This window comes from Pseudomonas sp. TWRC1-2 (genome assembly GCF_049896685.1).
Lineage (GTDB): Bacteria > Pseudomonadota > Gammaproteobacteria > Pseudomonadales > Pseudomonadaceae > Aquipseudomonas.
On record NZ_JAFCUU010000011.1, the window covers coordinates 133,898 to 152,043 of the forward strand.

Annotated in this window: 18 protein-coding genes; 3 read left to right on the plus strand and 15 right to left on the minus strand. The window is 61.1% G+C overall.

Annotated features, from left to right (window positions below; all coding sequences use genetic code 11):
* The first annotated feature begins 42 nt into the window (after nucleotides 1-42).
* From ACP7B3_RS26525 to ACP7B3_RS26535, 3 genes are all read left to right on the plus strand, one after another.
* The gene (locus ACP7B3_RS26525) at nucleotides 43-387 is read left to right on the plus strand and encodes a pilin assembly protein (RefSeq protein WP_145161793.1); all 345 of its coding nucleotides are present in this window, start codon (nucleotides 43-45) and stop codon (nucleotides 385-387) included.
* Between the two features lie 283 nt (nucleotides 388-670).
* On the plus strand, nucleotides 671-1,096 hold the full coding sequence (locus ACP7B3_RS26530; protein ID WP_145161788.1) for a DUF4398 domain-containing protein: 426 nt from the start codon (nucleotides 671-673) through the stop codon (nucleotides 1,094-1,096).
* Nucleotides 1,097-1,151: 55 nt separating this feature from the next.
* Nucleotides 1,152-1,937 (plus strand): OmpA family protein, encoded by a 786-nt coding sequence (locus ACP7B3_RS26535; protein ID WP_106577200.1) that lies wholly within the window; start codon nucleotides 1,152-1,154, stop codon nucleotides 1,935-1,937.
* A gap of 50 nt (nucleotides 1,938-1,987) precedes the next feature.
* Here ACP7B3_RS26535 and ACP7B3_RS26540 read toward each other — a convergent pair whose 3' ends face one another.
* From ACP7B3_RS26540 to ACP7B3_RS26610, 15 genes are all read right to left on the minus strand, one after another.
* Complete coding sequence (locus tag ACP7B3_RS26540; RefSeq protein ID WP_242194332.1) at nucleotides 1,988-2,272, minus strand: hypothetical protein; 285 nt, start codon at nucleotides 2,270-2,272, stop codon at nucleotides 1,988-1,990.
* 125 nt (nucleotides 2,273-2,397) lie between these two features.
* Nucleotides 2,398-2,724, minus strand: a complete 327-nt coding sequence (locus tag ACP7B3_RS26545) for a hypothetical protein (protein WP_106577202.1) — start codon at nucleotides 2,722-2,724, stop codon at nucleotides 2,398-2,400.
* Complete coding sequence (locus ACP7B3_RS26550; RefSeq protein ID WP_145161785.1) at nucleotides 2,721-3,626, minus strand: alpha/beta hydrolase; 906 nt, start codon at nucleotides 3,624-3,626, stop codon at nucleotides 2,721-2,723. Before ACP7B3_RS26550 ends, ACP7B3_RS26545 begins: the two co-directional genes overlap by 4 nt.
* A 113-nt stretch (nucleotides 3,627-3,739) precedes the next feature.
* A complete protein-coding gene (locus ACP7B3_RS26555; RefSeq protein ID WP_106577204.1) occupies nucleotides 3,740-5,017 on the minus strand; it encodes a flavohemoglobin expression-modulating QEGLA motif protein in 1,278 nt (425 codons plus the stop codon).
* Nucleotides 5,018-5,038: 21 nt separating this feature from the next.
* A complete protein-coding gene (locus ACP7B3_RS26560; RefSeq protein ID WP_426182033.1) occupies nucleotides 5,039-5,599 on the minus strand; it encodes a hypothetical protein in 561 nt (186 codons plus the stop codon).
* Nucleotides 5,600-5,727: 128 nt separating this feature from the next.
* Nucleotides 5,728-6,444: a TetR/AcrR family transcriptional regulator gene (locus ACP7B3_RS26565; RefSeq protein WP_145161779.1), complete on the minus strand. Its 717-nt coding sequence runs from the start codon at nucleotides 6,442-6,444 to the stop codon at nucleotides 5,728-5,730.
* A 152-nt stretch (nucleotides 6,445-6,596) separates the two neighbouring features.
* Nucleotides 6,597-8,099, minus strand: a complete 1,503-nt coding sequence (lysS, locus tag ACP7B3_RS26570) for a lysine--tRNA ligase (RefSeq protein ID WP_145161776.1) — start codon at nucleotides 8,097-8,099, stop codon at nucleotides 6,597-6,599.
* 109 nt (nucleotides 8,100-8,208) lie between these two features.
* A protein-coding gene (prfB, locus tag ACP7B3_RS26575; RefSeq protein ID WP_096236834.1) for a peptide chain release factor 2 occupies nucleotides 8,209-9,304 on the minus strand; the annotation gives its coding sequence in 2 pieces (ribosomal slippage) (nucleotides 8,209-9,231 and nucleotides 9,233-9,304; 1,095 coding nt in all).
* A 235-nt stretch (nucleotides 9,305-9,539) separates the two neighbouring features.
* On the minus strand, nucleotides 9,540-10,541 hold the full coding sequence (locus tag ACP7B3_RS26580) for a response regulator (protein ID WP_145161774.1): 1,002 nt from the start codon (nucleotides 10,539-10,541) through the stop codon (nucleotides 9,540-9,542).
* Between the two features lie 51 nt (nucleotides 10,542-10,592).
* Complete coding sequence (locus tag ACP7B3_RS26585; RefSeq protein ID WP_145161771.1) at nucleotides 10,593-11,603, minus strand: chemotaxis response regulator protein-glutamate methylesterase; 1,011 nt, start codon at nucleotides 11,601-11,603, stop codon at nucleotides 10,593-10,595.
* On the minus strand, nucleotides 11,600-13,879 hold the full coding sequence (locus ACP7B3_RS26590) for a hybrid sensor histidine kinase/response regulator (protein ID WP_426182040.1): 2,280 nt from the start codon (nucleotides 13,877-13,879) through the stop codon (nucleotides 11,600-11,602). Before ACP7B3_RS26590 ends, ACP7B3_RS26585 begins: the two co-directional genes overlap by 4 nt.
* Nucleotides 13,876-14,577: a chemotaxis protein CheW gene (locus tag ACP7B3_RS26595; protein ID WP_404487178.1), complete on the minus strand. Its 702-nt coding sequence runs from the start codon at nucleotides 14,575-14,577 to the stop codon at nucleotides 13,876-13,878. The genes ACP7B3_RS26590 and ACP7B3_RS26595 overlap by 4 nt, the downstream gene beginning before the upstream one ends.
* Nucleotides 14,574-15,833 (minus strand): CheR family methyltransferase, encoded by a 1,260-nt coding sequence (locus ACP7B3_RS26600; protein ID WP_426182043.1) that lies wholly within the window; start codon nucleotides 15,831-15,833, stop codon nucleotides 14,574-14,576. The genes ACP7B3_RS26595 and ACP7B3_RS26600 overlap by 4 nt, the downstream gene beginning before the upstream one ends.
* Nucleotides 15,830-16,342, minus strand: a complete 513-nt coding sequence (locus tag ACP7B3_RS26605) for a chemotaxis protein CheW (RefSeq protein ID WP_145161752.1) — start codon at nucleotides 16,340-16,342, stop codon at nucleotides 15,830-15,832. Before ACP7B3_RS26605 ends, ACP7B3_RS26600 begins: the two co-directional genes overlap by 4 nt.
* A complete protein-coding gene (locus ACP7B3_RS26610) occupies nucleotides 16,342-17,964 on the minus strand; it encodes a methyl-accepting chemotaxis protein (protein ID WP_242194347.1) in 1,623 nt (540 codons plus the stop codon). Before ACP7B3_RS26610 ends, ACP7B3_RS26605 begins: the two co-directional genes overlap by 1 nt.
* Nucleotides 17,965-18,146 lie beyond the last annotated feature (182 nt).

The window sequence follows — 18,146 nt, forward strand, 5'->3', positions numbered from 1 at the left end:
ACACTCATCACTGCCTGCTACTGCGAGCTCATTGAGGTTGCCATGAAGATTCGAGAACTGGCCCAGCATTGGGAAGAGAACGCCACGGGTCGCCTGACCAAGACCGAGTACGCGATTCATCTGGATGTGGAGTCCGCTGCACGGCTGGCCGCCATTGCCGAGATGTACCCCAAGCGCCACACCGAAGAACTGCTCGGCGAGCTGATCGGCGCCGCCCTTGAAGAGCTGGAAGCGAGCTTTCCTTACGTCAAGGGCCAGCACGTGATTGCCACCGATGAAGAGGGTGATCCCCTGTACGAAGACGTGGGCCCGACGCCACGCTTTCTCACGTTGTCCCGGCGCTATCTGCATGATTTGTCAGACAGTGCTGACGAACAGCAGCACTGATACACACCTGCAAAACCTCTTTTGACCCAAGTATTCCGGGCCTTTCACGGGTCCGGAGTACCTCTGCGCGTGGCGAAAGTTCCAACTTTTAAACGCTGACCATTCAGTCAGATATTTTTTTAGGCAATTCGCCATCTTCTCTGAACTTTTGAAAAAAGCCTCCGGTCACAGCCAGTAAGCCATCACTTGGAACGGCCGTTTGAATAAGTGTTTCGAGCCTTGCCGCCGAGACCCGAACCGCCGACCAGTGCCATGGATTTTGATGTTTTTCAGGAGTTACCCAATGGAGTTGAAGACGATGAAGACCAGCACTGCCAAAACCTCGTTTAACCACCTGCGCGGGCTTAAATTGGCCGCGCTGGCAATCGGCACCAGCTTCGTTCTGGCGGGCTGCGCCGGCAACCCACCGACCGAGCAATACGCCGTGACCCAATCTGCGGTCAACAGCGCTGTAAGCGCCGGCGGCACCGAGTACGCAGCTGTGGAAATGAAGTCGGCTCAGGACAAGCTCAAAGAAGCCGAAATCGCCATGCATGACAAGAACTACGACAAGGCTCGTCAGCTGGCCGAACAAGCCGAGTGGGACGCTCGCGTTGCAGAGCGCAAAGCCCAGGCCGCCAAAGCCCAACAGGCTGTGAAGGACTCCCAGAAGGCTGTTCAGGAGCTGCGTCAGGAAGGCATGCGCCCGGCTGTTATCCAACAGCAATAAGCCAACGCCCCTGATTGCATTGCACCAGAAATCGAATTGAAAGGACGACACGACTATGCGTAAACAATTGATGATCCCTGCTCTGCTGGCGATGAGCGTTGCCCTGGCGGCCTGCTCCACCCCGCCGAACGCGAACCTGGAAAACGCACGGACCAACTTCTCGGCCCTGCAGACCAACCCACAAGCCACCAAGCTTGCGGCGCTGGAAACCAAGGACGCCAGCGACTGGCTGGACAAGGCTGACAAGGCCTACCGCGACAAGGAAGACGAGAAGAAGGTCGACCAACTGGCCTACCTGACCAACCAGCGCGTTGAAGTGGCCAAAGACACCATCGTGCTGCGTGAATCCGAAGCCAAGCTGAAAAACGCTGGCGACGAACGTGCTCGCGCCCTGCTGCAAGCCCGTGACGCCCAGATCAAGCAACTGCAAGACAGCTTGAACGCCAAGCAAACTGATCGCGGCACCCTGGTGACTTTCGGTGATGTGCTGTTCGCCACCAACAAGTCCGATCTGAAATCCAGCGGCCTGGTCAACATCACCAAGCTGGCGCAGTTCCTGCGTGACAACCCGGACCGTAAAGTGATCGTCGAAGGCTACACCGACAGCACCGGCTCCGACTCGTACAACCAGAGCCTGTCCGAGCGTCGTGCCGCTTCCGTACAACGCGCACTGGCTCAACAAGGCGTGGATATCTCGCGCATCGTGACCCAGGGTTACGGCAAGGAATACCCGGTTGCCGACAACGGCAGCGCCTCGGGCCGTGCCATGAACCGTCGCGTTGAAGTGACCATCTCCAACGACAACCAGCCGGTCAAGCCACGTTCTTCCGTTGCTAATTGATCGATTGAAGCAGTAAAAAAAACCCACCTTTTGGTGGGTTTTTTTATGCCTCAGACTTCGATTTTACGGCTGCTGTCATCGGCGGGCATCATGGCCTCCATACCTTGTCGGCCCGCCATCAGTTTCTCCAGTTCCTGCGGGCCCTTCTGGTCCTCGGCGCTGCCGCCCTGAGACCCGCCCGCCGCCTTCGACAGCATGTCCATGAGCATCTTCATCGGGTCTTGCTTCTCTTGCTTCTGGGCGTCTTGAGCGCCGTCCTCGCCGCCCTGCCCCAGCTTTGCTGCGCCCTGGGCCATTTCCAACATCTTACTGATCGCGCCAATTCCACCAACCATGATCACTCTCCCGGATTCGATATACGCAAGTTAACTATCAGCAACACTGACACGTCATTCAGTGGCTTCTTACGCGATACGGTTCCAGATATTTCCGTGATCATGTGGCTGCGATGAAGCGCAGGTCACTCCTGCAGTTGCGGCGTCTCCTGGCCCATGCAACGCACGGCCTGCTTCTTGTTGTTCACCAGCACGCCGCTCAAGCCTTTTTGTTCGGTATCAAACATCACCAACACACCGTCGACGCACTGCGCCACTTGCGCCGCTGGCGTCAGGGAAATTTTGTAGTCCTCGCCCGGCACCGTCTTGAGCAGGGTGAAGTCGCTGAGCAGCAACGCATCTTCCGGCTTGGCGAAGTGCAGGTAGCCGTAATACCACAGGCACCCGACGGTGCCGATGATGGTGCCGACGCCGGTGAGGATCAGCGGGATCATGTTGCGTTCTTCGCTCATTGCGGGCTCTCTGACGTGTCAACGTTAGGGTTCGGGTAGTTGGGGATTTCCCCCAGGCGGCGCAGGCCATTGAAGTGCTGCGGGTCGTCCAGATAACGCAGCATCACGGTTTGCCAAGTCTTGTCGGCAAATGTCTGCACATGGCCGCCACGCGTCAACTGCAACACCCTGGGCGGCGGCGCGGCCTGATACAGGCGAATGCCATTGGCCAGCGGCACGATCGGATCATCCAGGCTATGAAACAGCAGCTTGGGTACGCCGGTCAGTTGCGGCATGGCGTTGATCGCACTGTCAGCATCGGGCACCAGCCAGGACAGGGGCACTTGAAACGGCCATGTTATCCAGGACGTACTCAGAGCGAATTGTCCTACGTCACGATAACTGGCGGGCACCCCGTCCAATACCAGCGCCTTGAGCTGCGGCTGGCGCTGCGGGTGCGCCGCCAGGTAATGCACGGCGAGCGCGCCACCCAGGCTTTGACCCAACACAATCAACGGTTGACCCTGGGTTTCGGGCGCCTTGTCGATCCAGTTGAACGCCGCATCAATGTCCTGGTAGATCGCCGGCAACGACGGCTTGCCTTCCGACAAACCGTACCCGCGGTAGTCCAGCAGCAGCACTTGATAGCCCTGTTCCGGCAACCACCAACTGCCCCCCAGGTGCCACGCCAGGTTGCCGCCGTTGCCATGCAAGTGCAGCACCGTGCCTTTGACTGGCACACCGGATTTGGCCGGCAGCCACCAGGCGTGAAGCTTTACCCCGTCGGCGGTGGTCAGGGTGACATCGCGGTACTGCAGATGGGCTTTTTCCGGCGTGAACGGCAGGCCGGGTTCAGGGTAGAACAGCAGCGAGCTGCAGCCGTTCAATGTGAGTAGCAGGCAAAGAATGCCGAGGATTCTCATCCGTTGAAGCCTCGCAAGTGGGTTGGAAATCAGTCTTAAGATCAATAGAGATCAAAGGTGGGAGCTGGCTTGCCAGCGCCCACCTTTTGATCCGGCTTTTTCAGGACTATCGCCTACAGGATATTCGAGTAATCCGCCTCGATCCGGTCCAGGCTCAAGTGGTTGAGGAAGTTGGAGAAGCACATCCACGCCGCCAGCGCGTTCATGTCACGAAACTGCTCGGGCAGGTACTTGGGCGGCACCACCAGGCCTTCATCGACCAATTGGCGCAGGGTGCGCATGTCTTCCAGCGTGGTCTTGCCGCAGAACAGCAGCGGCACTTGTTCCAGCTTGCCTTTGCGCACGGCCAGCTGGATGTAGTTGTAGACCATGATAAAGCCCTTGAGGTAGGACAAATCCTTGGTAAACGGCAGACCGGTCGGCGTCGAGCCGCGGAAAACCCGGCTGGCATTGCCGTAGCTTTCGGCCATCTCAAAGCCTTGCTCACGGAAGAATTCGAACACCTGCAGGAAATCGGCGCCCTCCTCGACCATATGGATGGCACGGGTGCGGTTGGTCAATTTGCGCAAGCGGCTCGGGTAGGAGGCGAAGGTGATGATCTCCATCAGAATCGCCAGGCCTTCCTGGGTCACCGTGGACGACGGTGGGCCCTTGGACAGGAAGGTGCAGATCGGCTGGTTCTGGCCGTTAAGCGTGGTGCCGACGTGCACCAGGCCTTCATGCACTTCCAGGGCACGCACATCGCGGTCGTTGAACATCGCATCGGCGCGGATCTTGATGTAGTCGGCGCCAGCCGCCGCGTCCGCGACAATCCCATCGGACTCAAACACGCGGATGGTTTCTTCGGCTTCGCCAAACACCTTGTTCAGGCGGGTTTGCAGCAACGCCACTGCATCCTTGGCGGTGAGGGTCTTGGCTTCGTCCTTGAGATCGCCACGGCCGTCGATGTTGTTCAGGTAGTCAGACAGCATCAGGCCCAAGTCGGCCAGGGTCGGGTCGCCGGCGTGGAACGCATCGGAGGCGGCGCCATACAGCTCCTGGGAGATCAGACCGAAATCCTCGGTGCCGCGCGCTTCGAGCATGCGCACCACCATGCGGTATTCACGGCACATGCGCCGCATGATCTGCCCCACCGGGCTGAACTGGCCGAGGCGGCGGGTAATGTCGCGCTCGATGTTCTGGAACTCCAGCTTGACTGCGCTGGAATCGAACGACAGTGGCCGATTCAGGTAGTAGTCGCGGTCCACGGCCGGCATCGCCTTGCCCTTGGCCTTGAGGAAACCCTGACGAATGTTCTCGTCCCACTTCACAGCGTCGAGGACGCGAATCGGTGTTTGCGCCAGCACAATGCGATCAGACAAGGTGCGTATCGTCTGCTGGTAATCGTCCACCCGGTGCTTCCTCTTTAAACGTTATTTGCCCGCGCGCTGGTAGCGCACGGCTTCAACGAACACATCGGCATTGGCCGGGTCATCCAGGTAGGCAAACACCTGGTCCATGGAGCTGTCCACCAGCACGCCGGCGCCTTCGACCGTGTCGACGGTGCTGCCGTGCAGCACGTGTTGGCCGATGGCTTGGTGGATCTGCTCAAGGTCGAGGTTGTAGACCACCAATTCAGGCTTTTTGTCGCCCTCGCTTTCAAAGTCAAAGCCGGCGAGGATGAAATGCCCACCCAGTTTGTCCGGCAACGGCGCCGACAAATACCAGCGGTTGCCATGGCGCACCACGGCAAACAGGTACTCATCGCGCTGGGCCGGCTTGGCTTTAGGGTAGCTCACGGCTTTATAGCGGTGCTCACCGACGCGCGTGATCTGCAGGTTAAGCGGCTCGCCCCAGGCATTCTTGCTCGACCAATGGCCAAGCAAGGCGGCCGGCGCAGCGTCGCGCGCCGGCAGCGGGTCCTTGAAAGTCACCAGGCAACCGCTGAGCAACAGGAACGACAAGGCGATCAACGCGACATGCCAGGCTTTCATTGCGTACTCCATCAAGTGTCGGAGCTGGCTTGCCTGCGATACAGGCGCCTCGGTGCATCAGGTAATCCAAGGCGATGCTATCGCAGGCAAGCCAGCCCCCACATAAAGCGGATAGCGCACAGGGTGTGCTAGACCGAAGCCAGCACCAAATGCATATAACGCTTGAGGATCTCAAGCATCTCTTCACCGGTCAGAGGCTCTGGGCCGCCAAGCAGGCCCTGATATTCCATCCGACCGATTATCGCCGTCAACACTTTGGCATCCTGTTGCGGCTCGCGGGAACCCAAGACCTGGAAAAACTGCCCGGTGCCCTGCAACAGAATCTGCTGATGGGAGCGCACCAGTTGCGCCAGACGCGGGTTGAGCAAGGCTTCCTGGCGAAAGGCCTGCTCGGCCATCAGGTGTTCACGGCGGTTGGTCAGTTGGCGCATCACGTAGTCGGCGGTGAGCCGCGCAATGTCATCGGCCAATTGCGAGCGCGACTGCGGGCTGCCATCGCCATAGGCGACCATCTCGCGCAGCAGGCCTTCGTTGCGCACCCACAGCTTGCCCATGAAGGCGGCGCTGCGTTCCACGTATTGGGCGAAGGTATCGGTGAGCAGGTCATCGATGTCCTTGAAATAGTAGGTGGTGGCCGACAACGGCACGCCCGCCTCTGCCGCCACGGCGCGGTGGCGCACGCCACGTACACCATCGCGCACGACGATGCGCATGGCCGCATCGAGAATATCCTGCCTGCGCTGCTCGCTGCCCCGCCGACTGGCCTTGCGGCCCTGGTACTGAACACTTTCAGCCACGGCAGCAGCAATGCCGGCGGCACCTTCTTGAGCCATTACGCGGTTCACGACAGATCTTCCTTTAAAGGGTGACGCGGAGCGTCACGGGCTGCGTTCCTACGCACAGTGTGGGAACGATCACCTGGCGCCGTTCTCTTGACGGCTGAATACGCCACATAAAAAAGCCGCCTTATAAAAGGCGGCTTCGGATTTCACTACGGTTACGCTTGTGGCCGCATGTGCGGGAACAAGATCACATCGCGGATCGACGGCGAGTTGGTCAACAACATCACCAACCGGTCGATGCCGATACCTTCACCGGCGGTTGGCGGCATGCCGTATTCCAGGGCGCGGACGAAGTCGGCGTCGTAGTGCATCGCCTCGTCGTCGCCAGCGTCCTTGTCGGCCACCTGGGCCATGAAGCGCTCGGCCTGGTCTTCCGCGTCGTTAAGCTCGGAATAAGCGTTGGCGATTTCACGCCCGCCAATGAACAGCTCGAAACGGTCGGTGACGTTCGGGTTGTCATCGTTGCGACGGGCCAGCGGCGACACTTCGAACGGGTACTGGGTAATGAAGTGCGGCTGCTCCAGCTTGTGCTCGACCAGCTCTTCGAAAATCATCACCTGCAGTTTGCCAAGGCCTTCAAAACCCAGCACCTTGGCGCCGGCTTTCTTGGCGATGGCGCGGGCCTTGTCGATGTCGTTCAGGTCATCGGCGGTCAGCTCAGGGTTGTACTTGAGGATCGAATCGAACACCGACAGGCGCACGAACGGCTCGCCGAAGTGGAACACCTTGTCGCCGTACGGCACGTCGGTGCTGCCCAGAACCAGCTGCGCCAGCTCGCGGAACAACTCTTCGGTCAGGTCCATGTTGTCTTCGTAGTCGGCGTAAGCCTGGTAGAACTCCAACATGGTGAATTCTGGGTTGTGACGGGTCGAGACGCCTTCGTTACGGAAGTTGCGGTTGATCTCGAAGACTTTTTCGAAGCCGCCAACCACGAGACGCTTGAGGTACAGCTCCGGCGCGATACGCAGGAACATTTCCATGTCCAACGCATTGTGGTGGGTTTCGAACGGCTTGGCTGCGGCACCACCGGGGATGGTTTGCAGCATCGGCGTTTCCACTTCCAGGAAGTCACGCTTCATCAGGAAGCTGCGGATGTGGGCGATGACTTGCGAACGCACGCGGAAGGTCTGGCGCACGTCTTCGTTGACGATCAGGTCAACGTAGCGCTGGCGGTAGCGCTGTTCGGTGTCGGTCAGGCCGTGGTGCTTGTCCGGCAGCGGGCGCAGGGATTTGGTCAGCAGGCGCACGCTGGTCATTTCGACGTACAGGTCGCCCTTGCCGGAACGGGCCAGGGTGCCTTCAGCGGCGATGATGTCGCCCATGTCCCAGGTTTTCACCGAGGCCAGGGTTTCTTCCGGCAGGGTTTTACGGTTGACGTAGACCTGGATGCGACCGGTCATGTCCTGGATCACCATGAACGAGCCACGGTTGAGCATGATGCGACCGGCAACCTTGACCGGGATTGCAGCCTCTGCCAGCTCTTCCTTGGTCTTGTCCGCGTATTGCTTCTGCAAGGCATCGCAGTAGTTTTCGCGGCGGAAGTCGTTGGGGAAGGCATTGCCCTTGGCGCGCTCGGCAGCAAGCTTTTCCTTGCGCAGGGCGATCAGGGAGTTTTCTTCCTGTTGCAGGGCTTGCGGGTCGAGTTGTTGGTCGCTCATGTCTTTAAATTTTCCATCAGGTTCGTTGCCCCAGCCTGTGGCTGGGGATCGCGGGCAAGCCCGCTCCCACAGGGATCGAGGGGTGTCAGCCAATCCCGCATTGCATGTGTTACAAGCCAGATTTCAGGCTGGCTTCCAGGTATTCGTCAATGTCGCCGTCGAGCACCTTGTCGCAGTCACTGCGTTCGATGTTAGTGCGCAGATCCTTGATCCGCGACGCATCAAGCACATACGAACGGATCTGGTGACCCCAGCCGATATCCGACTTGGTGTCTTCCAGCGCCTGGGACGCGGCGTTGCGCTTCTGCATTTCCTGCTCGTACAACTTGGCCCGCAGCATTTTCATGGCGGTGTCCTTGTTCGCGTGCTGGGAACGTTCGTTCTGGCAGCTGACCACGGTGTTGGTCGGTACGTGGGTAATACGTACGGCCGAGTCGGTGGTGTTTACGTGCTGACCACCGGCACCGGAGGAGCGATAGGTGTCGATCCGCAGGTCGGCCGGGTTGATCTCGATTTCGACCTTATCGTCGATCTCTGGCGAGACGAACACCGCCGAGAACGAGGTATGGCGACGGTTGCCGGAGTCGAATGGGCTCTTGCGCACCAGGCGGTGCACGCCGATCTCGGTGCGCAGCCAGCCAAAGGCGTATTCACCCTTGATGTGCACGGTCGCGCCTTTGATGCCAGCGACTTCACCGGCCGACAGCTCCATGATGGTCGCGTCGAAACCGCGTTTGTCAGCCCAGCGCAGGTACATGCGCAACAGGATGTTGGCCCAGTCCTGGGCCTCGGTGCCGCCGGAACCGGCCTGGATGTCCAGGTAAGCGTTGTTCGGATCCATTTCGTGGCTGAACATGCGGCGGAATTCAAGCTTGGCGAGGTTTTCCTCGAGACGGGCCAGCTCGGCGACGACATCGCCCACTGCGCCTTCGTCGTTTTCTTCGACGGCCATGTCCAGCAGGTCGCGGCAATCGCCCAGACCGGTGTTCAGTTCGTCGAGCGTGTCGACGATCTGTGCCAGCGCAGCGCGCTCGCGGCCCAGTTCCTGGGCGTATTCAGGTTTGTTCCAGACAGCCGGATCTTCAAGCTCGCGATTGACTTCGGTCAGACGCTCATGCTTTTGATCGTAGTCAAAGATACCCCCGAATAGTTTCGGAGCGCTCGGACAGGTCCTTGATGGTGTTAAGGATCGGGTTGATTTCCATGGCGGGCAGCACTCGTTGGCGAACTTTTGAAAGCCGACGAGTATAACGACAAACCAGCGGAAACGGCAGCCCGCTTGGCGAAAAGGCCGGATTTGTACGCAATCCAAGCCCCATGAAGATCCAGATGTGGGAGGGGCTTGCCCCCGCTGGCAGCCTGTCAGTCAATGATGTTGTGACTGACCCACCGCTATCGGGGGCAAGCCCCCTCCCACATTGAATGGGGCACGGCCTCAGGTCACTCGATACCGACCTGATTGCGCCCATTGTGCTTGGCCGTATACAAGCCTTTATCCGCCGCCATGATCAGCTGCCGGCAATCCGTGCCCTGCACCGGCGTCAGGGTCGACAAGCCGATGCTGATGGTCAGGCTCGCGCCTTCGGCCGGGGCAATGTGCGGGATTTTCAGCGCCGCCACGGCCATGCGCAGTTTTTCGGCCACCAGGCGTGCGCCGCCCGGCGAGGTGTTTGGCAGCACCAGCGCAAACTCTTCACCGCCATAACGTGCCGGCAGATCGGAAGGACGACTGCTGGCTTCGCGGATCGTCGCAGCGACTTTGCGCAACGCTTCGTCACCTTCGACATGGCCAAAGCTGTCGTTGTAGGTCTTGAAGAAATCCACATCGATCATCAACAACGACAACTGAGTCTGGTCACGCATGGCGCGACGCCATTCCAGCTCAAGGTACTCATCGAAGTGCCGGCGATTGGACAGCCCGGTAAGACCGTCGGAGTTCATCAACCGTTGCAGCACCAGATTGGTGTCCAGCAACTGCTGCTGGCTGACCCGCAGCGCCCGATACGCCGCATCCCGCTGCAACAGCGTCATGTACGAGCGCGAGTGATAGCGGATGCGCGCCACCAGCTCGATGTTGTCCGGCAGCTTGACCAAATAGTCGTTGGCGCCGGCCGCGAACGCCGCGCTCTTGATCAGCGGGTCTTCCTTGGTCGACAGCACGATGATCGGGATATTCGCGGTGGCCGGATGGTTGCGGTATTCACGCACCAGCGTCAGGCCATCAAGGCCCGGCATGACCAGATCCTGCAGGATCACCGTGGGCTTGATGCGAATCGCCTGGGCAATCGCCTGATGCGGGTCGGCGCAAAAGTGGAAGTCGATGTTTTCCTCATGGGCCAGGCCGCGCCGCACCGCTTCGCCGATCATGGCCTGGTCGTCGACCAGCAACACCATGGCGGCATTTTCGTCGGTCTTGATGTCGTCGATCTGTAAATCATTCATGTGCAGTCACCTGAATTACTTTCCTGCATGCCGGCACCGCGGAGGGTTTGATCATTTTGCAAAGACCTCCAGCAATCGGGGCGCAATTCTGTCCAGTGGGCGAATTTCAACAGCGGCATCAATGGCCGCCGCCGCTTTGGGCATGCCATACACCGCCGAGCTCTGTTGATCCTGGGCGATGGTCAAATATCCTTGTTCACGCAGCAATTTGAGCCCCTGGGCGCCGTCGCGACCCATGCCGGTCAGCAATACGCCGACGGCGTCGCCGTTCCAATGGCTGGCGACGCTTTCAAAAAACACGTCGATGGAAGGCCGGTAAATCTCGTTAACCGGCTCTGCGGTATAGGCCAGCGTGCCGTTTTTCAACAGGCGGATGTGGTGGTTGGTGCCGGCCAGCAGGACCACACCGCTTTGTGGCGGCTCGCCCTCACGCGCCAGGCGCACCGGCAGGCCGGACGCGCTGCTCAGCCACTCGGCCATGCCTGCGGCAAACACCTGATCCACATGCTGCACCAGCACGATGGCCGCCGAAAAGTCCCGTGGCAAACCCTTGAGCAGGATTTCCAGGGCAGCCGGCCCGCCTGCCGAGGAACCAATCGCCACCAGGCTTTGACGCTTGCCGGTGCCGCGCTGGGGCGCCGTTTCGGTGCGCACCCGGCTGCCGCGCTGGCCGACCAGCCAGCCAATATTGAGGATTTTGCGCAGCAACGGCGCCGCCGCATCCTTGGCGTTGCCAACGCCCAGCGCCGGCGTATCCACCACATCCAGGGCGCCATGGCCCATGGCTTCGAACACGCGGCTGACATTGGCCTGGCGGTCGACGGTGACAATCACGATCGGGCACGGGGTCTCGGCCATGATCCGCCGCGTGGCCTCCACGCCATCCATCACCGGCATGATCAGGTCCATCAGGATCAGGTCCGGGACCACCTCGGCGCAGTGCTGCACGGCTTCCAGACCGTTGCTGGCCACCCACACCACCTGGTGCGCGGGTTCAAAACTCAAGGCGCGGCGCAAGGCCTCCACCGCCATGGGCATGTCATTGACGATCGCAATCCTCATGCCCGTGCGCCTCCGATCAGTTCCATCACGGCGTCCAGCAAGGCATCGTCATGGAAACTGGCTTTAGCTAAATAATAGTCGGCGCCGGCATCCAGTCCACGACGCCGGTCTTCTTCGCGATCCTTGTACGACACCACCATCACCGGCAACGATTGCAGGCGACTGTCACGGCGCAAGAGTGTGACCAATTCAATACCGTCCATGCGAGGCATATCAATGTCAGTGATGAGCAGGTCGAAGTCTTCGGAACGCAACGCGTTCCAGCCATCCATGCCATCGACCGCGACAGCCACTTCATAACCGCGATTAAGTAACAATTTTCGTTGCAGCTCACGCACGGTGAGCGAGTCGTCCACCACCAGCACGCGTTTACGCGGCGCCTCGGTGGCCTGCTGGCTACGCCGGGCGATGCGTTCCAGGCGGCCGGTATTGAGCAGCTTGTCCACCGAACGCAGCATGTCCTCAACGTCGACGATCAACACCACCGAGCCATCGTCCAGCAAGGCGCCGGCAGAAATATCCTGAACCTTGCCGAGGCGATCATCCAGCGGCAACACCACCAAGGTGCGCTCGCCGATAAAGCGCTCCACCGCGATGCCATACACCGCATCGCGCTCGCGAATCACCACGACTTTAAGCGTCTCCTCATTGCTCTGCCCCGGCGGGCGCTGCAGCAACTGGCTGGCGGCGACCAGGCCGACGTGGCGGCCCTCGTGCCAGAAATGCTGGCGGCCTTCCAGTTGCACGATGTCATCGGGGGCCAGGTCGCACATGCGTTCGATGTGCGCCAGCGGGAACGCATAGGCTTCCTCGCCGACTTCCACCACCAGGCTGCGCACCACCGACAGGGTCAGCGGCACCTCAAGGTGGAAGCGGCTGCCACGCCCCGCCGTCTGCTCCAGCACCACCGCGCCGCGCAGTTGGCGCACCATATGCTGCACCGCATCCAGGCCGACGCCGCGCCCGGATACTTCGGTGACCTTGTCGCGCAGGCTGAACCCGGGCAGAAACAGGAACGTCAGCAGTTCTTCTTCACTCAGGCGCTGAGCGGTTTCCAGTGGCGACAGGTGCCGGTCGACGATGGTGCCGCGCAGGCGCTCAAGATCGACGCCGTTGCCGTCGTCGCTCAATTCCAGCACCAGCAAACCTGCCTGGTGCGAGGCGCGCAGGCGGATCAGGCCCTCGGCCGGCTTACCGGCCAGCATGCGCTGCTCGGGCATTTCGATACCGTGATCGACGGCATTGCGTAAGAGGTGCGTGAGCGGTGCTTCGAGCTTTTCCAGTACGTCGCGGTCAACCTGGGTTTTTTCGCCTTCGATTTCCAGGCGCACTTGCTTGCCAAGGCTGCGCCCCAGGTCGCGGACCATACGCACTTGACCGGCCAGTACATCGGCAAACGGACGCATGCGGCAGGCCAGCGCGGTGTCGTAAAGCACTTGGGCACGCTGCCCGGCCTGCCAGCCGAACTCGTCCAGCTCGGCGGTTTTTTCCGCCAGCAAGGCTTGGGCTTCGCTCAACAGACGCCGGGTGTCGGCCAGCGCTTCCTGGGCTTCGAGGTTCAAATCCAGGGCCTTGAGCTGGCCGTCCAATGTGTCCAGGGCGCGGGCGCTGTTGCTTTGAATGCGTTTGAGGCGCTGCATGCTCGCCAGGTAAGGCTTGAGCCGCTGGGTTTCGACCAGGGATTTACTCGACAGGTCGAGCAGGCTGTTCAAGCGCTCGGCGGTGACCCGCAGCACACGTTCGCCGCCTTCGGTCATGCGTTTGTTCTGGCGTGGCGGCTCGCTGGTCACGGGCGGCGCAGGCTCGGGTTCCGTTGGCGGCTCTTCGATAATCGGCGCCGGTGCAGATTGCGCAGGCGGCGGTGGCGCGATGTTGGCGGTCGGCTGCGACGGATCGAGCAAGCGCTCCATCAACGCCACATAAGCCTGGATATCCGCCGGGCCAACGTCGTTGCCGGGCGTGGCGATGCGCATCAGCAGGTCGGTGCCTTGCAGCAGCGCGTCGATATGTTCGGGTTGCAAGTACAGGCGGCTTTCCTGGGCGCTGACCAGGCAATCCTCCATGACGTGGGCCACGCTGACCCCAGCGTCCACCCCGACAATCCGCGCCGCGCCCTTGAGTGAATGCGCGGCGCGCATGCACGCCTCCAACTGGTCGGCCTGGGTCGGGTTGCGCTCAAGCGCCAGCAGGCCGGCGCTCAGCACCTGGGTTTGCGCATCGGCTTCCAGGCTGAACAGCTCCAGCAGCGAGGCATCGCGCATCTGCTCGGGGGTCATGAGAGGCTCCGGGTCACGGCGGACAACAATTGCGCCTCGTCCAGCCAACGCAGGCTGCGGCCTTTCCACTGCAACACGCCTTGGGTAAAGCGCGCACTCGCCTGGGTGCCAGAGGCCGATGCGGCCTTCAAGGTACGCTCATCGATGGCGTGGATGCCGTCGACTTCATCGACCGGCACCACGACCGGGCCGTCCTGCGCGGCGATGATCAACATGCGCGGCATGATGCGCCCGCCACTGGCACCGTTGCTGGTCGCGTCCAGCCCCAGCAGCTCCACCAACGACAGGCATGCCACCAAGGCGCCTCGCACATTGGCCACGCCAAGCAGCGCCCGGGAACGCTGGTGCGGCAGCGAATGAATCGGCTGCAGCGGCGCCACTTCGACCAGGCACCGGGTGGCGATGCCCAGCCATTCCTCGCCAAGACGGAACATCAACAGGGAACGGGTAACGATGTCTTCGTCGAGTTCGGCCACGGCATAGGCGCGCTCACCGCCCTGCTGCAAGGCGTAACGGTCGAGCAACCGGGTGGCGGCAGCGGAATACACCGAGCAGTTGCGGCAGTGAATATGCTCCGCCAGCAGCGGGCAGGACTTGTCGCCATGGATGCCGATGCGGTTCCAGCAGTCGTCAATGGCTTGGGTGTCGGCCAGGGTCAGGTCCAGGCTTGCGGTGTTGAGCGCGTCGGTGCTACTCATCGTTTGGACTCACTGTCAGCTCGCTCGCTACGCGCGGCCCGCGCCTGCAAACGGCGCGCCCCCGCACTGTCGCCCTGGGACTCAAGCAACGCCGCCAGGTGCATCAAGGCCTGCGGGTGCTGCGGTTCCAGGTACAAGGCTTTTCGATAATAGCCCTGGGCTTCCAGGGCGCTGCCGGCCACATCGCTGAGCAGCCCCAGCCAATAAAACACCTGGGCGGCCGGCGGATGGTTACTCAAATACTGCTCACAGGCGGCGCGGGCTTCGGCGCTCTTGCCTTCATTGGCCAGCGTGGCGATACGGCCGAGCAAGTCGCCGGCATCCGTCTGCGGCGCCTTGATCGGCACCACCTGCGCGCTGACCGTGCTGAACGGCCGCGGCTTGACCGGAATCGGTGCGGCACTGCGCTGCGGAACCGGCGCAGGCACGGGCACGAATACCGGTTCAGGCTTGACCGGCTCGACGTGCCGACTGAAGGCAAAAGATTGCGGTACGCCAATCGAGCGCATGCCATGGCGTCCCAACAGGCTGCCTTCGGCCGGGCCGATAAACAGCACGCCGTCCTGATGAGTCAGGCCCTTGAGCACATCAAAGACTTGCTTTTGGGTCGGCTGGTCAAAGTAGATCAGCAAGTTGCGGCAAAACACGAAGTCGTAGCTCGGCTCATTGGCCAGCAGGCCCGGGTCGAGCAGGTTGCCGACTTGCAGGCGCACCTGTTCGCGCACCCGGTCGGCGATGCGAAAACCGTCGGCCTCCTCGGTGAAATGGCGCTCGCGAAAGTCGATGTCGCTGCCGCGAAACGAATTCTTGCCATACACGCCACGCTTGGCGCGCTCCACCGACAACGGGCTGACATCCAGGCCCAGCACCTTGAATTGATGCGGCGCCAGGCCCGCATCGAGCAGGGCCATGGCAATCGAATACGGCTCTTCGCCGGTGGAACACGGCAAGCTCAGAATACGCAGCGCGCGCATCTGTTTGATCTTGGCCAGACGTGCCTTGGCCAGCCGCGCCAGGGTGGCAAAGGACTCGGGGTAACGAAAAAACCAGGTCTCGGGCACGATCACGGCTTCGATCAGCGCCTGCTGCTCATCATGCGAGCTCTGCAGATGCCTCCAGTAAGCCTCTGGCGTCTGCGCCTGCACAATCTGGCTGCGCTGGCGCACCGCGCGCTCGATGATCGCCTCGCCCACTGACGCGACGTCCAGGCCGATGCGTTCCTTCAAGAAGGCAAAGAAGCGCGGGTCGTTGCTCATAGACTCAGCTCGGCAGAAAACAGCAAGGTGCGCACGGGCTCGGTGAGCAATTCGTTGACACCAATCCATTGCATCAAGCCCAAGGCGTCCTCACGCACCAGCCCCAGGTAGGGTGCCTCGCGATTGTCCAGGCCATACGGCTTGAACTCTCCAAGGCCGCAGCGCAGGGTGTCGGTGGCCTGTTCCAGGATCAGCCCCAGCCAGCGCGCTTCAACCCACGGTTGCGGCTGGTAGTTGACCAGCACCAACCGCGTACTGGTGCGGGCTTGGGCCGGCGTGCCGAAGGTCAGCGCACACAGGTCGATCACCGGCACCAGCGCGCCACGGTGGGCAAAAATCCCCGCCACCCAGACCGGCGCATGCGCGATGGGTTTGAGCGGCAGGCGCGGCAGCACCTCGGCCACTTCCGTGGCTTTGAGGGCATAACGTTCGCCGCCGATGTGAAACACCAGAAACAACGCCTTTTTCGCTGCCGGGACGGCGCCGCGTTTAGCCGCGAGGTCGCTCATCAGACTTTGAAACGCGACACGCCGCTGCGCAGACCGACCGCAACCTGGCTCAATTCATCAATGGCAAAGCTGGCCTGGCGCAGGGATTCGACGGTCTGGCTGCTGGCATCGCCCAGTTGCACCAGTGCGTGGTTGATCTGCTCGGCACCGGTGGCCTGGGCCTGCATGCCTTCGTTGACCATCAACACGCGTGGCGCCAACGCCTGCACTTGATGAATGATCTGCGACAGCTGCTCGCCGACTTGCTGCACTTCGAACATGCCGCGGCGCACTTCCTCGGAGAATTTGTCCATGCCCATTACGCCGGCCGACACTGCTGACTGAATCTCGCGCACCATCTGCTCGATGTCATAGGTGGCCACGGCGGTCTGGTCGGCCAAGCGGCGCACTTCGGTGGCAACCACGGCGAAACCGCGGCCGTATTCACCGGCCTTTTCGGCCTCGATGGCAGCGTTGAGCGACAACAGGTTGGTCTGGTCGGCGACCTTGACGATGGTCACCACCACTTGGTTGATGTTGCCGGCCTTCTCATTGAGGATCGCCAATTTGGCATTGACCAGGTCGGCGGCGCCCATCACCGAGTGCATGGTTTCTTCCATGCGCGCCAGGCCCTGCTGGCCAGAACCGGCAGCGACCGAGGCCTGGTCGGCAGCAGTGGACACTTCGGTCATGGTACGTACCAGGTCCTTGGACGTGGCGGCGATCTCCCGCGACGTTGCGCCGATCTCGGTGGTGGTCGCGGCGGTTTCGGTGGCGGTGGCCTGTTGCTGCTTGGAGGTGGCGGCAATCTCGGTGACCGAGGTGGTCACCTGCACCGACGAGCGCTGGGCCTGGGACACCAGGGCCGTCAGCTCGGTCATCATATCGTTGAAGCCGGTTTCGACGGCGCCGAATTCGTCCTTGCGCTCCAGGTTCAGGCGCTTGCTCAAATCGCCGTCACGCATGGTGCCGAGGATCGCCACGATGCGCTGCATCGGCGCCATGATGGCGCGCATCAACAGCAGGCCACACAGGCCGGCGGCGAGAATGGCCAGGGCCAGCGACACGAACATGCTGACTTTGGCAGCCGACACCGCGTCATCAATCGCCGTGGTTGCACGGTCGGCGACGTCTTTGTTCTCGGTAATGATGTCGTTGAGCTTCATGCGTCCTGCCGTCCAGGCGGGCGTCAGGTTGGCGTTGAATTCCTTGCGTGCAGCAACCAGGTCATTGCGCTGCAGGGCGTCGAGCACGATGGCCAGGCTCTTGTTATAGGCCTGGTGCAGGGCTTCGAACTTGTCGAACTCGGACTGGTCATCGCGACCGTTGATGGTGTGCTGGTAGTTGGCCATCTGCTCCCGGACACGCCCTTCAAATGACTTGAAGTCAGCCCTGTCGGCGTCGGTCAGGCCCTTGTCGTCACGCAGACCGAGCAATGCCAGGGTTTGCAGGTAGCTGTCGACCCAGGCACTGCGGATCATCGAGCTCAGATAAACCCCCGGCACCGCGTCATCGCGGACAGCCGTCTCGCTGACCTCAATCTTCAGCAACCGTGAATAAGAGACCACAACCATTGACAGCATGATCGCGATAATGACCGCAAAGCTCGCCAAAATCCGTTGGCGCAAGGTCCAGTTCTTCACAGTAATTCCTCGAAGGGCCATTCAAATGGAGGGGAGTATATCTGAGCGGATGGCCTCATTTATCAATGGGATTTGATGTAGCGTGCACAGAATGCAAATAAATGTGGGAGGCGCTTTCCCCCGATGGCGGTGAGCCAGCTAGCGATAAGCTGACTGATACATAACTTGTTTCACATGCAAGG